The following is a 17,483-nucleotide window of genomic DNA, read 5'->3' on the forward strand; positions in this document are numbered from 1 at the left end:
GCCCTTAACAGGATATTGAGTTAACAAAAATGAATGAAATGAATATATTGAAGTTCAATAATAGAATTGCTTTTGTTTTAGCTATTTTATGTGTCTTTCCCGTATGTGTTTTTGGTCAAAGTCATTCGCCTGAGTTGTATTATTCATTTTCAAATATTTCTTCTGATGGCACTATGGTGATTGATGATGCGAATAATGGATACAATGCAAGCCTTAAAAACGGAGCATCTGTCTGTCAATTAGGTGAATTCAATATTCTAAAACTAGGAGATGCCAATGGCTATCTGGATATGGGCGAAGAAACCGGTTCCTTAATTGCGTCTTTAGATAACTACGCAATTGCTGTATATCTTTATGTGGATGAATCCAGTACCTTGAGCGCGGCTGGTAATTTTGTCTGGGCATTTGGGAATTCAAACAACATGGCATATTATAAGAATGGCGGCTTTTTTTTTAGTGCTAATAGTCAAAAATATGCTATCTCCTTAACACATTGGGCCGGAGAGCAGGTTGTAAATATTGGAGATATTTTCCCTAGCGGGAAGTGGAAGCACATTGTATATAATCAGGATGGTAATACTGGTAGTTTGTATATCGACGGTGAATTCATTCTTAGTGAAGAGGTTACCATTAAGCCAAAAGATTTGGGGACTACATTGTATAATTATTTAGGTCGTTCACTATATAGCTCAGATGTATATTTAAAAAATGCTAGCCTTTTTGATTTCAAAATTTATACCGATGCCTTATCAGATGAAGAAATATCCTTGCTGGCGTCAAATACAGTAGCGTTAAATAACGCACAAATAGAGCTGAGTCTTAAAGCTGCATCTGCAAACCTAATTATGGATGGGCTGGATTATGTGATTTCGGATTTAAATTTGCCTTTGCACAGTGGGAACGCTATTTCAATAACATGGGAATCGTCTGACCCATCAATCATTTCAGATGATGGTAGTGTGGTAAGGCCCGCCATCGGAGAAGATAATACTACCGTAGTTTTAACGGCCGTATTTTCGCAGGGCGACATTTCTTATTCAAAATCGTATGGAGCGACTGTCATTGCCTTGCTTAGTAACGAGACGTCTGTTGAGCACGATGCGGCTGACTTGAAAATCGAAGGAAATATTAATAATTTGCGTAATGATCTGGTGTTACCCCAAATTGGAAATGAAGGATCAACCATAACATGGAGTTCTGATTTAGAGTCTTTTTTGACTTCTAGCGGACATCTGGTTAAATTATCCCCCAACGGATCCGGAAAACGGCTTGTAACTCTATCAGCCATCATCTCAAAAGGCAATGTTTCAGAAATACGTACTTTTGATATATATATTGCTGAAGATGAGGGTTGTGAGGCTTATTTATTTGTCTATTTTACCGGAAATGTTGGTGATCAGGAAGCTATTCGGTTTGCTTTAAGTGACGATGGTTATAGCTATACTTCTCTTAATGGTAATAATCCGGTAATAAGCTCACAATTAATAAGTTCTACGGGAGGTGTAAGAGACCCTCATATTTTAAGAGGTAACGATGGTTGGTTTTATATGACGGCAACTGATATGGTTTCAGCCAATGGCTGGAGTTCTAATCGGGCCATGGTGCTTTTAAAATCAAAGGATCTGATTAATTGGGAGTCGAGTGTTGTTAACATCCAAAATCGATTTCCTGGTCAAGAAGATTTGCTTAGAGTTTGGGCGCCACAGACTATTTATGACAGTAAGGTTGGTAAATATATGATTTATTGGTCTATGAAATATGGCGATAACCCTGATATCATTTATTATGCTTACGCCAATAGTGATTTTACTGATCTTGAATCAGTCCCGGCTCAGCTTTTTTATCATCCGTCCAATAGCTCATGTATTGATGGGGACATTATAGAAAAGGATGGTAAATTTCATCTCTTCTTTAAAACAGAAGGTACGGGAAATGGAATAAAAAAGGCTGTTTCAGATAATTTAACAGAGGGTTATGTATTGTATGACCAGTATCTTCAGCAAACTGATATGGCAGTGGAAGGTTCTTCAGTGTTTCGCTTAATTAATTCAGATACTTACATTTTAATGTATGATGTTTATATGGCTGGCCAATACCAATTTACAGAGAGTGAAGATCTACTGGATTTTTCGATTTGTGACCAGGATGTTTCTATGGACTTTCAGCCACGACACGGTAGTATTATACCTATTACGGCAGAAGAAAAAGAACGGTTAATACAGAAATGGGGTACTCCTTCTGGCTTTGATCAGCAACGAATACTTAACCCTGCATCTCTTGACTTTTCTTTATTTCCGAATCCAGCCAAAGACGTTTTAAATGTGTTGAATGCTTCCGGTATTAAAGCTTCGGTTACTGCAAATATATATAGCTCGACAGGAGATTTTTTGATGAGGTATGATTTAAATAATGCCTTGACATCTATAAATGTATCCCATCTGGATCCGGGTTTATATCTTATTGTATATACAAACCTTAATCTTACTGTTGGTCGACACGTTTTTATTATACAATGAATGGTTCAGGTAATATGCAAGTGGTTGTAAAATAATTTATTTGGCGAATCGATTATTCAGATTCACAATGAAGGTTATCTATGCTTTTGATAAAGTTGTTTAGTAACAATAATAAGATTCTAATAACGGCTTTATGCTTGTCAGAACAATACTTGTTTACGCCATTAGACTTTATTTTTCTCGGTTTTTACTAGGTTATTTTTTTATTAAAAGTTCTATTTTGGATACGTGTTTTATATACACTAATGACTTTAGCCAATACTCTTTTCCCTTCATTAATAAATTTCAGTTTATTACATCTTTTTATGCTTTATATCTTTTTTTAAAACTGTTATTATAGATGTAAATAATGTAATTATTTGATTGACAACTTATTATAACTTAATTGGCAATTGTTTGAAATCAAATTTATTATAGCATAAATCGAAAATTTGTAAAATAATGAAATGTTGGCCGGTTATATTTGTGGAGTTCAAAATCGTGCTAGTTTATTGAACCTATGCATATCGTGTTGATTTGGCCCGGGAGTGTGGTTAATTCAAAAATTAAGAAAGGTTTGTAAATCGGTTTGGGCGTTTTTTTTAAGAGTGGGTGGTGCTACTCGGTTATTAAGAAGTTTTTCTTTTAAAGTTGATGTTTTATTTAATCAAAGAGGACAATGAGAAATAAATTTTGGAAACAAAATGTAAGATACACCCTTTGGATTTATCTGTTAATTGTTGGGACTCTCTGGCTTGTTTCCTGCAAAGACGATTATATGTATGACGAAAAGGAGCCAGAGTGGTTGGGTGAAAGTATTTATGATTATTTAGATCAACAAGGCGACTTCACAAATTATGTAAAGTTAATAAATGATATAGGTTATACTTCGGTATTGGCTAAGACTGGTAGTAAAACATTATTTGTTGCTGATGACGATGCTTTTGATCGGTTTTATCAAAACAATTCGTGGGGTGTAAATGAATATGATGATCTAACAACAGCACAGAAAAAACTGATTTTGAATTTCGGAATGATTGATAATGCTTATTTGATAGAGACATTATCAAATTATAACGATGGATCTCTGCAAATCGGGTCTGGTTTACGTCGAACTACTGCTAATTCAGCTTTTGATAGTGTATATTATGAAGGTGGTAGTGTGTTGCCTACAAACTTTTATTGGGATGAATACAGAGAGTCTGGCATTCATTTGCTTAAAGATAATACCTCAAAGCCTATTGTTTATTTTCTTGATAATACATTGGCCAATGCTGGTATTAGTAATGAAGATTTTAAGCTTATTACTGGCGTTGAACGAGTCAGCGGTGAAGCACATGTATTTAATATTAAGGTTGTAGAAAAGGATATTACTTGCAAAAATGGTTATGTACACGTCTTACAAGAAGTGATGATTCCACCGGTTAATATAGCAGATTATATTCGTGGAAGAGAGTCAACACAAATTTTTTCCAGCTTACTGGAACGATTTAGTGCACCATATTACGTTTCTTCCATAGACGAAGATTATAAACTGCTTTATCCGGATTTTAATGACAAGTTATACGTTAAGAAGTATTTTTCAAATGTAGGTGGAACTACTGAATACCCTGATTTAACAAGTATCAGCAGCGATCTGCTTTTACCCTTTGACCCGGGTTGGAATAGTTATTCAAATGGGGCTCTTCAGCGCGACATGGCGACCATACTTGCACCAAACGATGAGGCTATGACTAATTATTTAAATTCGGGTAGCGGTCAGGTATTGAAGAATCGTTTTGGAACATGGAATGATATTCCAGATCATATTGTCATGAAATTTTTGGATAGACACATGCGCCGATCCTTTTTGGAATCAGTCCCAAGTCGTTTTGACAAAATGAGTGATAGCCAAAATAATCCAATTCCTATTTCAACCTCTGATATTGAAAATACTTTTATCGGTGTTAATGGTTTGGTTTATGAAACCAATAAGGTTTATCCGCCTAACGATTACGTCTCGGTTTATGCACCAGTTTTATTTGGGGAAAATACCAAAATATTTAACTGGGTTATAAATAAACTGGACTATACCTTTTATTTAAATTCGTTAGTTAGTCGATATAGCTTTTTTGTTCCGACCGATGATTATTTTAAGGAATATATAGATCCTTTTAGTATTTCGAAGAATGTGCCTGGTGCATTGAAGTTTTGGTATGATTCTGAAACCGCCAGTGTTAATGCGACTGTTTATAGTTACGATAAAGATGCAGGAGTCATAGGCGATTCCATAGGGGTTATTATGTATAATGGCTCTTCTTCGACATCTGAATATAGTGATATGGTTCTTAATCGGCTTTGGGACCTGCTTGATTCCCATGTAATCGTGGGAGATGTTGAATCCGGAAAGAGTTATTTTTTGAGTAAGGGAGGAACTCTGGTGCATATTAATGGAAGTGGTTTACAACTAAAAGTGCAGGGAGGTGGAGATATTGAGCGTAATGAAGTTGTAAACGTCACCGAAATGTATGAACAGGATAACGGAAAAACTTTTTTTATAGACAAACCCATTCAGGCTCCTTTACGATCTGTTTACAGTGTTTTAAGTCAAACACCTGAATTTAGTGAGTTTTTTAATCTGTTAACTGGATTTCCTTCTACTTCAGAGTATGTCATTTTTGTAAAGAAAAATAATTATTTCGGTGTCGATTATAATGTTAAGTTTTTTAACACTTACAACTACACCGTATATGTCCCTACAAATGAGGCAGTTATTCAGGCCATTAATCAGGGTATTATCCATCCGTGGGAATCCAGAGAAGGTATTATTGGTATTAATGATATGGAGTCGTTGGAAGAACAGAATGCAGCGATGGAACAATTGGAACGGTTTTTAAGATATCATTTTCAGGATAATGCTTTGCTCATAAGTGGTGAGAGCGTTACTGGAACTTTTCAGACAGCCACAATAAAATTGGATGATACGCCCTCACTTTTTGGAACTTATAAAAATAAATATTACAAGCTCGGAATAAGCGGCGATGGCAGTAATTTGAATTTGGAGACGGAAAGCAGTGGAAGCGCACATGTTATTAAAGATAATGGTCTTTATAATATTATTACGAGGGATTACATTTTTAACGTAAATCCATTAACGTACAAAGAGATAGATGGATCCGGAACAGGGAATGCTTATTCAGGATCGCGAATAACAACCTCTTCATCGGCGGTAATTCATCAGGTTGACAACGTATTGATATTTAGAGATGAAGACTAAAATGAAAAAGAATATGAAAATGAAAATAGGACTCCTTTTTTTCTGTTGTTTGTATTTTACTATGATGTTATCGGGACAAACAACCACTTCTCAATTTCTCGTGCAGGGTACTGTAACAAGTGAATTAAGCGGAGAAACATTGATTGGAGTTAATGTTATTGAAGTTGACAAAACAAAGCGAATCGTAAGTGCTACAGTTACTGATATTAATGGTCACTATGTTATTAAAATAAAAGATCCAAACAACGTCCTGGTATTAAGTTTTATAGGGTTTGTTACAAAAAAGGTTGAAATAGGTAACCAACGCACTATTAACGTAAAAATGGAGGAGGAGTCTCAGCAGGTCGATGAAGTCATTGTAACTGCCACAAAGACCCATAATGATGGGACTTTTTCAATTCCTCAGCGGGAAGTGTCAACAGCTGTTCAAACTATAAGTACCAAGGAGTTTGATGGGTTACAGATAACATCTGTTGATGACGCCCTTCAGGGACGTATAGCAGGTTTGGACATTGTTGGCAATTCGGGAGACTTAGGAAGTGGAACTTCGATGCGCATCCGGGGAATTTCATCCATTAACTCTAATACAGAACCTTTAATTGTTGTAAATGGAGTTCCTTATGAAGTGGAAATTGATCCTTCTTTTGATTTTGCAAATGCAAACCAGGAGCAATTCGCTAATATGTTAAGTATAAATCCCGACGATATCGATGAAATAACGGTGTTAAAGGATGCCGCTTCAACAGCCATTTGGGGTTCAAAAGGGGCTAATGGAGTTTTAGTAATTAATACTAAAAAGGGTTTTAGAGGTCCTACACGCATACAGTATTCCTATAGGTTAACCCGGGCTGTGCAACCAGAAGGATTGAAAATGTTAAATGGCGATGATTACACAATGTTGATGAAACAGGCCTACTTTAATCCGCATCAAAATGAATCAGCAGCTAACATCCGGGAACTAATGTATGATCCTAACTTTTCGGAATATGAAAACTTTAATAATAATACTGATTGGTTTAGTGAAGTGACGCAGGTTGGATATAAGCATGACCATTATTTGACTTTGTCGGGAGGGGGAGACAAGGCTCGTTATCGTGTTTCAGGTGGATTTCTTACTCAAACTGGGACTGTAATTGGGCAGAAGATGGATCGGATTTCTTCAAGGGCTTATTTGGATTATGCTGTTTCTGACCGAATTAAATTCGTTTCGGAGTTTTCTTTTACCTATTCCGATAACGATCGAAATTATGAGAATTTGTTAGAAATTGCTTATAAAAAAATGCCTAATGTTGGTGTTTACCGCCAGGATATGAACGGGAATAATACCTCCGATTACTATAATATTATGAGATCTTCTAGTCTTCATGAATCTCAAAGAGACTTAAAAAACCCTGTTGCGTTGGCTTATCTGGCTACCAATAATTTAAAGAACTACCGTATTTTGCCAACTTTCAGGTTGCAGTATGATTTGTTGGATCCCTTACAGTCAACACTTCGGTACAATATATATGTTTCATTTGATGTTAATAACAATAAGGTTGCGAAGTTTCTGCCTCGTGAAGTATCCAATCTTGAATGGGATAACGAAGCTGTAAACCTAGCCGAGAGTGCCGACTCGGAAAGTATGACTGTGATGATGGATAATAATGTTACCTGGCAACCAAAATTGGTTAATCCTAATCATAGTTTATTATTGTATGGTTCATATCAAATGAGAACTGGGAATAGCTCCAGTCAAGGTCTGTCCACAGCCAATTTACCTTCAGGTGAAATTGTTGATCCTACGGCTATTGGTTATTTGTCTGGTATTTCAAGCAGTCGTTCGGCATACCGGTCAAACGCCTTACTATTCAGGGGGCATTATTCTTTTAAATCAAAATATATATTGGGTTTGACGTTTAGAAGGGATGGCAGTACTAAATTTGGTGATAGCAGAAAGTATGGAAATTTTCCTGGAATTTCGGCCAAATGGATTATTTCTGATGAAACGTTTATGGATTTTTCCAATAGTTGGTTAAGTATGTTTGCTGTTCGCCCTAGTTGGGGTATTAGTGGAAATCAGCCCAACGCCGAATATTTACATTTTAGTCGTTACAGTTCCTATGGGAGTTATGCCGGAATGCCTGCCACCCGACCGACAACGCTTCAGTTGGCTGATTTGAAATGGGAAACCACGACATCTTTGAATTATGGCCTCGATATGGGATTTTTTGATGACAGGTTTTTGTTTGATATTAATTTTTATAATAAACATACTGAGGATTTATTATTTGAAAATTTAAAAATGCCTACTTCATCAGGTTATTCATCCTTACCATGGCAAAATGTTGGAACCATGGATAATAATGGTTGGGAGGTCAATTTTTACACTAATAATGCTATTAAAGCAAAAGATTTTTCAATCGATTTCAATTTTAATTTATCCAATTACAAAAACACCATTGTTAAACTTAGAGACGATGTTCTTGAAAATTATAATGGTGATTTCGATTACGCCAATGGTAGCTATTTATCTCGTATTCAGGAGGGAAATTCTTATGGTTCGGTTTATGGCTTTAAATATAAAGGCGTTTATCAATACAACGACTATATTCCCGGAGTTCAGGAGAACGCTCCTGTAGCTCGAGATGCCAATGGAAATGTTTTTACCGATGAAACAGGAAGTCCTCTTCCCATGTATTTTGCCTATGGACGCAGTAATGCTTATGAGTTTAAAGGGGGAGATGCCATTTATGAGGACATTAATCACGATGGCTCAATAGACGAGTTGGATATTGTGTATTTAGGTAATTCAAATCCGAAAATAAATGGTGGTTTTGGGTTTTCAATCAGGTATAAACGCTTTGCCATGACACCATTTTTTAATTTTCGTTATGGAAATCGAATCGTTAATGCTGCGCGTATGTATGCTGAGAATATGTATTATAATGATAATCAAAGTGTTGCGGTTAATTGGCGATGGCGGAAAAATGGTGATGTAACAGAAATACCGAGAGCTTTGAATGAATATGGATACAACTGGCTAGGTAGTGACCGATATGTTGAAGACGGCTCATTCTTGCGCCTTAAGTATTTGACGTTTAATTATTCTATTTCTCCTGAAAAATTAAAGAAATACAACATGAGGCAGTTTAGTCTGTATTTAACATTTAATAATCTGTTTGTATTGACAAAATATACTGGTGTTGACCCCGAGGTCGGATACTCTTCATTTAGCGTCAGTAAAGATGAAAATAAGACCCCCAGGTCCAAGGATTTCACGTTTGGCTTAACCGTTTCATTTTAATCAATAAAGTAAGGTAATGAAAAAAATAGTATCAACTCTTATATTGTCCGGTTTCGTTTTTTTGACTAGTTGTAGCGATTGGTTGGATTTACGACCCGAAAGCGAAATTGTTCTGGAAGATTTCTGGCAGGACGAGAGCGAAGTTAATGAGGTGCTTGCAGCCTGTTACCGTGCCATGATTGAAGATGGTTTTATGGAACGGGTATTGGTGTGGGGTGAATTACGGTCAGATAATGTTGTGAGCACTGGTAATACAGATATGCCAACAGATATGTGGAAGTTGATTAATGGTGATATATCTAGCAATAACGGGTATGTTAAATGGGGCCCTTTTTATACTGTTATTAATTACTGTAATACTTTTTTGCATTATGCCCCTGGTGTTGTGGAAAAGGATGCAAATTTTACTCAATCTGATTTAAATTCGTTGAAAGCAGAAGTTCTGACTATAAGGGCACTATCTTATTTTTATCTGGTGAGAACTTTTAAAGAAGTACCCTGGATTACTGAGGCGAGTATTTCTGACAACCAGGATTACAGTCTTGCTAAATCGTCCGAAGAAATTATTCTCGACAATCTTATTCAGGATCTTGAATTTGCTGAAAAATATGCCAGAGATCAATTTGATACTAATTTGTTATCGAAGGGCCGAATTACGAAGTCGGCTGTTCGGGCTCTTTTGGCTGATATTTATATCTGGAAAGAGGATTACGCCAGTTGTGTGGAGTATTGTGATAAAGTAATTTCCGACAGTAACCTGGAATTAGAAGAGGGAGAGAATGTTTTACAAAGTGTATTTTACTCGGGCAATTCTTCTGAAAGTATTTTCGAATTGCAGTTTGATGAAGACATTCAGAATAATAATATTGTTGATAAATATTATGGTACTTATTCGGATCCGATTGGTTATTGGGCTTTTCCTTATGTTCTTATTAATGGAAATTATAGAATTTTTAATCTAACCACTGCCTCTGGTACTGAAAGTGAAGATGATTTACGCAGATATGATTTTTTGATAAATGTACTCAGCGAAAACTACAATATCTTTAAATACGTTGGGGCATTACGTCAGGAAGTTAGAGAAAATGTTTTTGGTTATGTTTACGGGAGTAGTACTTCTAACTGGATTGTTTATCGCCTTTCGGACATTATGTTGTTGAAAGCAGAAGCTTTGGTGCAACTTGAAAATTATAAGGAAGCCTTAAAGTTGGTAAATACTACTTATTTACGTTCAAATATTTCTACCGGACAAGATTCTTTACTGCTTACGACCTACAATACTCAGAAAGAAATGCAGGATCTTGTATTAAGGGAACGCCAGAGAGAGTTAATGTTTGAAGGCAAGCGTTGGTTTGATTTGATGCGTCTGGCCCGTAGAGAGAACTCACCTGAAGAGTTGTCTAATTATGTAATTAGAAAATACAGCAGCTCTGGAACACAGAATCTTAAACTTTCAGTTATGGATGCGCTTTATTTACCAATTCATATTGATGAGTTCAATTCTAATCCAAAGCTGGAACAGAATCCGTTTTATGAGATAGAAAGCGGTTCCATAACAAAGTAAAATTATTTGTCATGAAAAAAAATACGCGTTTTCATCACTTTTTTTATATAAGTTTTATGAAGCTTACTATTATGTTATTAACATGTTTGCTGTTTCTTCCAGGATGCGATAGCGACGATGTTGGCGACAGTTATTATACTTTTACAGGAGAGACTGTGGGTGGATATATTTCTGCGCGTCCTGAACAATATTCCGAATTTCAGCATATGTTGGATACTACTAAGGTAATGGGATTATTGAATGCGTATGGCGACTATACCTGTTTTTTGCCTACTAACGATGCTTTGTTTGATTTTTATGAGCATAGAGGAAAAAGCTCTTTGGCTGATTTTTCACTCGACTCTATTAAAATAATAGTTTACAATCATCTTATAAAAGATTTTTCCATCCCCTCTGGGGATTTTAGCGAAGGTTCTTTGTCTAACCTGACAATGAACGGACGAAGTATTGAAATTAGTTTCCAATCAACCGACAATGGGGTGGCGTTCATTGTTAACAAAGAAGCCAAAATTATTGATGGGGATATTGAGCTTCATAACGGAATTATCCACACAATTGATGCTGTTATTTCGCCTACCGATAATACTTTGATTGAAGCAATTCGGGCGGACGGAAATTTTAAGTTGTTTTATGAAGCATTGATTGAAACTAAATTATATGAGGAACTGGAATTAATTGAAGATTACTCCTATTCTCCACCTCTCGATTTACTTGATAAGTATGATGGTCAAACAAATGGTATTGGGAGCATTTTGCGAGTACCGCATAAACGTAAGTATGGTTTTACGGCACTTCTTGAAAGTGATGCTACTTATGCTGCAAATGGAATCAATAATCTTGAGGATTTAAAAGGTTATGCTAAAGGGGTTTATGATCTTGTATATCCTGAAGATGCCGACATAACAGATATAACAGACAGAAAGAATAGTTTAAATCGGTTTGTTGCCTATCATTTATTGAATCGAAAAATTCCTCGGGAGTTTTTTATTGAAGCTTATGACAATACCGGATCGGCTAGTGGTACATCTCATTCCATCAAATCATACGATATGTATGAGTATCTCGAAACCATGTGTCCTTATACGCTCATGGAAGTGCGAACCCATCGGGTCAGTAACGAATATGATGTGTTTAACATGGTTGAAGAATCTGGGTCGGCCGTGCGATTTGTAGATGGTAGAACGGATAATCCTGCTGTTAATGGTGTTTTTCATGAAGTTGATGGTATTTTGGCCTATACTACAGATGTTGAAAGAATGCTTACCAGTAAAAGGATAAGAATGGATGCTGCCAGTTTTTTTCCGGAATTTCGGAATAATGATATTAGAGTTGGGAAAAAATATAAAGGTAGTAGCCCGGCTTATCCATCTGAAAGTTGGAAATTTCCAGCTGGTTATATTGAACGCGTGGAAACCTCTGAAACAACTCAGTTTGGCTATTTTAATTCTGATGATCGTTTCCTTGATTATCAAGGGGATGAGGTTTTTCTTGAAGGTTTATACGATTTTTCAATCACAACACCTCCCATTCCCGCTGGAACCTATGAGGTTAGGTTTGGCTACCAACCAACCGGAAATAGAGGCGCTGCTCAGTTATATTGGGATGGACAGCCTTGTGGTATCCCTTTGGATTTACGCTTGCTTGCCAGCAACGCTAAAATAGGGTACCAGACGCCCGGCCTTGATCCCTCTGACCTATATGGTTATGAGAACGATAAAATGATGCGGAACAGAGGGTACATGAAAGCGCCTTCAAGTTTTAAAGTTATCCAGGAATCCTGGTATAGTGGATCATCAGCACGGATGAGCCCTTCTGCATTACGTCGTATTTTAGGCATATTTACTTTTACTAAAGATGATAATCATGTATTCTCTGTCAGGGCCGCACGTGAAGGAGAATTTATGTTTGATTATCTGGAGTTTGTTCCTATTGAAGTGCTCGAATTTGAAGGTGTAGATTAATTTTAATAGTTATTGAAAAGAATCAGCTCTACGAATTGATCGGGTGCTGAAGATAATGGATTTAAGTTTTTTATATCAGACAGTTATTTTTAATTCTATGAGAATTCTATGTGGACTTTACAAAAAAAATATAAACTCATGAATCACCTTTTTCATAATACAATTTTGTCTGCATTGCTATTGGCATTTATCGTTTTTGTTTCTAGTTGCGATGATAAGTGGGATAAGCATTATTATGGGGAGTCGGATGAACTGCCTGATTATTCTTTGTATGATTATATCAAGTCGCAATCAGATCTGGCCACCTTTGCAAAATTGCTCGAAATTTCAGGTTATGATACTATTATTAATGCGTCCCAGAGTTATACTGTATGGGCCCCGGAAAATAGTAGCCTGGCTGACATTGATTTAACTGATAAGATCGCAGCAGAGACCATTGTCAAAAACCATATCGCCAGAGGGAGTTATTCAACATCTGGTATCGACAATAAACAGGTCGGTTTGCTAAATGGAAAATATATTGATTTTGGCAAAACCGAATCCGGACAAGTGACTTATGGAAATGCACATCTCATTAAGTCTAATGTCAGGGCTAAGAATGGACTCGTGCATATTATTGATCAATACAATCCATTCCAATTTAATATTTGGGAATATATTGGGAATGCTGAAAATATGGATTCATTAAAATCATATTTGTACGGCTTGGATCAATCCATTTTTGATGCCGAATCAAGTGTTGAAATTGGAATTAATGAAGATGGTAACCCTATTTATGATTCTATATTTATACGTAAAAATCTATTTCTTGAATCCTTAGGTTCTCTGGATGATGAAGATAGCATATATACTGCTGTTTTATTGAATAATAATGCCTGGAATATGGCTTATAATAAAACAGCTAAATATTTTAATGTCCCTGAAATCTACGGCGGGTCGAAACGAAGTGAGTCCCTTTCAAGATGGGCTATCGTACAGGATTTGGTATTCCGAAACACAATTTCGAACCCTCTTTCTCTCGATTCATTGGTTTCGACCAATGGAAATGTATTTTACAACCCTTCGTACCTGTTTGCTGGTGCGCAACAGCATAATTTAAGTAATGGTGTCGGTTACTATATCAATGAGTTTACCTATCCGGATACCCTTTCCTGGTTTCGGGAAATAAGGGTCGAAGCTGAAAATGAAGAAGGAAGATCTAATGCAAATAATAATATTATTAATGGGAGCAGTTTAGGGTCGGATATTGACGTTTCAAAAAAAGGATATATTTTGCTAGAGCCTTCTTCAACAAGTAATTTTGCCCGTTCAAGTGTGACGTTTGCAATACCAAATACCTTGTCGGCTAAATACAATGTGTATTGTGTGTTTGTTCCACCTTCCATTGCTGATCCAAATAATTTGTTACCAACCAAGACGTCTTTTCAATTGGTATATGTAACCACGACAACAGGTCGAACATCTCGTTTAAGAGTAACTCCTGATAATAATGTCACCAATATCAATGAGCTTACGAAAATGTTTGTTACTAAAATTGATTTTGATTATGCAAATGTGATTGATGAAGATTTTAAAGATGTTGCAGTGACGTTACAAGTGACAAATGATGTAACCATAGCTGAAGAAAGTGCTGGAGATTTCAGTCGTACAATGAGTATCGACTGCATTATATTAGAGCCCGTTGAAGAATAGGTTATAAATATTTACAGGATGATAATGAATAGACATATTGAATTAGTGGAAACTACAAAATCTTTTGTGTTATACAAGTTGATTGTACTGCTTTTGGCCATAGGGATACTCCGATCTCCAGATTTGGTTATGGGACAAAATGAGATACCCGATTCCCTGAGTCTGGTGAAAATTGTTGTACGTGACGCTTACTCAAAGAAGCCAATACCTGCAGTGCAGGTTAAAACTATCAATTCATTGGCTGCTGGTACTTCAGACGAGAATGGGGAGTTAAATATTGCGGTTACCTCGGGGAATGAGGTGCTGGAGATAAAGGCTTTTGATTATAAATTGCAGGAAGTCCCCGTTAGGGGGCGTAATTTTCTGGAGGTTGAATTATATCCAGACTTTTTTTTGGAATGGTATAAAACAAACGACGGTTTAGACGGACATGTTCGTTCTTCTCATAATCCGCTATCCACCTACCAATTACAAAATATTTCAAAATCTCCTGCAATTACGATCGAAGATTTATTACAGAAGAATGCTGGTGGTGATGTGAAATCGACGAATAGGTCAGGTTTAGCAGGTGTTGGTGCATCGATGTTTATTAGGGGCTTTAATTCCATTAATGCAAATTCGCAGCCGCTTTTTGTTGTGGATGGCGTTATTTGGAATATGAATTATAATGAGGCATCACTTCACTATGGCTATTTTGGAAATAAGCTTGCTGATATTGACGTAAATGATATTGGCAGCGTTACCGTGTTGAAAGACGGCACTTCAATTTATGGAAGTAAAGGTGCTAATGGCGTTGTTTTTATTAAGACAAAAAGAGCGCAGGATATGGTAACCAAGATTGAATTCAATGCTTTTGGAGGTATCTCTGAAAAACCAAACAAAGGTATCCCAATGATGTCAGGTGATGAGTATCGAATTTATCTAACTGAATTACTTGGAACCTCTGAATTTTCAAATAATGAAATTGCAGGCATGCCATTTTTGAATGATGATCCTTCGTATTTAGAATATAACAAGTATCACAATGTTACCGATTGGGATGATGAAGTCTATAAAACAGGGATTTTACAGAGCTATAATATTAATGTAACGGGCGGTGATGAGAAAGCTCTCTATTTTTTCTCACTTGGTTATACCGGCGAAAATGGCGTGGTTAAAAGTACTGATATGGAACGCCTGAATACTCGTTTTAATGCCGATTTTGATTTGACTGAACGGTTTGATATGGGATTGAATATAGGATTTACCAATGTAGATAGAAATTTATTGGATGATGGGGTTTCCTTTTATACCTCGCCAACTTATCTTGCGTTGATTAAATCTTCTTTTTTGAGTCCATATACTTATACTCCAGACGGAACTTTGACGTCAGATTATGAAGATGCTGATGTTTTCGGTATCGGTAATCCTTCGGCCATTATTAATAATTCATTAAATACCAACAATCAATATCGTCTTAATTTTGGCGTGAAACCTTCTTTTATTATTACTCCAACACTCAAGCTTAGTTCACTTTTCGACTATACGCTAGATAAGGTTAAGGAAACTTATTATAGTCCTATGACAGGTGTTGCCACCCGTTATATCGAAGGGTATGGGCTTTCTGAAAATGTTTTTAAAGGACAAATAATACGAAGTATCTCTATTTTTGATGATACTCAGCTTACTTTTTCTGGTGTCATAAATAATCAGCACCATATTAATGCCACTTTGGGGTGGCGGTATTTGGTGGATAATTATAGATTGGAGTATGGCGAAGGGCACAATTCAGGTTCCGATCAGAAGCGCAATCTTCTTAACGAAGAGGAGTATAAATCGACTATGGGTGTTAATAATGATAGTAAATATTTGTCAACATATATAAATGCAGACTATAATCTGAACAATAAGTATTTTCTTACTACTTCCTTAGCGGTTGATGGATCTTCCCGTTTTGGAAATGAAACAAAAGGCGGTTTTCGCGCTTTTGATAGAAGCTGGGGCGTTTTTCCGTCGGTTAATTTTGCGTGGCTTATATCTTCTGAAAATTTTATTGGGGATACGAAAATATTAAATCATTTGAAGTTGCGAGCAGGATGGGGAATTTCTGGGAATGATGATATTAGTCCTTATGCTGCTCAAGCATATTTTGTTTCTTCAAAGTTTATGAACAGAGCTAATGGCTTAATACTTGGGGGTATTGCTAATTCCGAAATTCAATGGGAAACCACCTATAAATATAATGTTGGCTTGGATGCTTATTTATTTAATAATCGATTGGGATTGTCTGTTGATCTTTATAATAATAATACAAACGACTTGTTAGTACAAAGATCCTATCCTGATATAGTTGGTGATGGCTACTATTGGAATAACGAAGGAGAAATGAATAACAAGGGTGCTGAGTTGGCCTTTCGTTGGAAAGTTTTGAACCAGAAACATTTTAAGTGGGAGCTTAACGCTAGCATCGGGCATTATCAAAATGAAATTACAAGCCTACCTAACGGAAGTTTTATTACTTCCTTTAATAATGCTGAAATTTTAACTGCTGTTGGAAATCCGGTTGGGGTTTTTTACGGATACAAAACAAATGGAGTTCTCGTTACTCAGAATGATGCGAATGAAGCTAATTTAAGTCAGGTTAATTCTGTTGATGGAAGTGTAACTTATTTTAGTGCTGGCGATATTCTTTTTGTTGATCAAGAAAGAGATGGTGTTATAGATGAAAAAGATAAGCAAATTATTGGGGATCCGAATCCGGATTTTTATGGTTCTTTTTCTTCCAAAATTGGATATAAAAATTTAACACTTAATGCTTATTTTAAGTTTTCATCAGGTAATGATGTATATAATTATCAACGGTATACTCTTGAATCTGGACGAAACTATAGTAACCAGAGTGTAGCAATGTTAAATCGATGGACTGCCGATGGGCAGCAAACCAATCAACCGAAGGTTGTTTTTGGTGACCCAATGGGTAATGCTCGTTTTTCTGACCGCTGGATTGAAGATGCTTCATTTATTCGTTTGAAATCAATTCAGCTGAATTATAAGATACCTATAAATAGCCAGATTCTTGAAACGTTAGAAATATGGACCGCTGCTAATAATCTGTGGACTTTGACCAATTATTTGGGTGTTGATCCTGAAGTGTCTTCTGGCAATTCCGTTTTGTACCAGGGTATTGATTTTGGGCTGTTGCCCAATGCACGGAGTTTTGTGATCGGTCTTAAGATGAATCTGTAAAAGC

7 protein-coding genes are annotated in these 17,483 nt (G+C 36.3%); all 7 read left to right on the forward strand.

Going from position 1 to position 17,483, the window contains the following annotated elements; translation table 11 throughout:
* Positions 1-38: 38 nt before the first annotated feature.
* The 7 genes from ACT3CD_RS00405 to ACT3CD_RS00435 all read left to right on the forward strand — a co-directional run bounded on the left by ACT3CD_RS00405 (position 39) and on the right by ACT3CD_RS00435 (position 17,479).
* Positions 39-2,516, forward strand: a complete 2,478-nt coding sequence (locus ACT3CD_RS00405; protein ID WP_444641854.1) for an immunoglobulin-like domain-containing protein — start codon at positions 39-41, stop codon at positions 2,514-2,516.
* Between the two features lie 658 nt (positions 2,517-3,174).
* Complete coding sequence (locus ACT3CD_RS00410) at positions 3,175-5,751, forward strand: hypothetical protein (protein ID WP_444641856.1); 2,577 nt, start codon at positions 3,175-3,177, stop codon at positions 5,749-5,751.
* Between the two features lie 13 nt (positions 5,752-5,764).
* Positions 5,765-9,037, forward strand: coding sequence for a SusC/RagA family TonB-linked outer membrane protein (locus ACT3CD_RS00415; RefSeq protein WP_444641858.1), 3,273 nt, complete (start codon positions 5,765-5,767; stop codon positions 9,035-9,037).
* Between the two features lie 16 nt (positions 9,038-9,053).
* The gene (locus ACT3CD_RS00420; protein ID WP_444641859.1) at positions 9,054-10,601 is read left to right on the forward strand and encodes a RagB/SusD family nutrient uptake outer membrane protein; all 1,548 of its coding nucleotides are present in this window, start codon (positions 9,054-9,056) and stop codon (positions 10,599-10,601) included.
* Positions 10,602-10,672: 71 nt separating this feature from the next.
* On the forward strand, positions 10,673-12,562 hold the full coding sequence (locus ACT3CD_RS00425) for a fasciclin domain-containing protein (RefSeq protein WP_444641861.1): 1,890 nt from the start codon (positions 10,673-10,675) through the stop codon (positions 12,560-12,562).
* A gap of 138 nt (positions 12,563-12,700) precedes the next feature.
* On the forward strand, positions 12,701-14,254 hold the full coding sequence (locus ACT3CD_RS00430; RefSeq protein ID WP_444641863.1) for a fasciclin domain-containing protein: 1,554 nt from the start codon (positions 12,701-12,703) through the stop codon (positions 14,252-14,254).
* Positions 14,255-14,272: 18 nt separating this feature from the next.
* On the forward strand, positions 14,273-17,479 hold the full coding sequence (locus tag ACT3CD_RS00435) for a SusC/RagA family TonB-linked outer membrane protein (RefSeq protein WP_444641865.1): 3,207 nt from the start codon (positions 14,273-14,275) through the stop codon (positions 17,477-17,479).
* The last annotated feature ends 4 nt before the right edge of the window (positions 17,480-17,483 follow it).

It is taken from the genome of Geofilum sp. OHC36d9 (genome assembly GCF_052400685.1).
Taxonomy (GTDB): Bacteria; Bacteroidota; Bacteroidia; order Bacteroidales; family Marinilabiliaceae; genus CAZHHH01.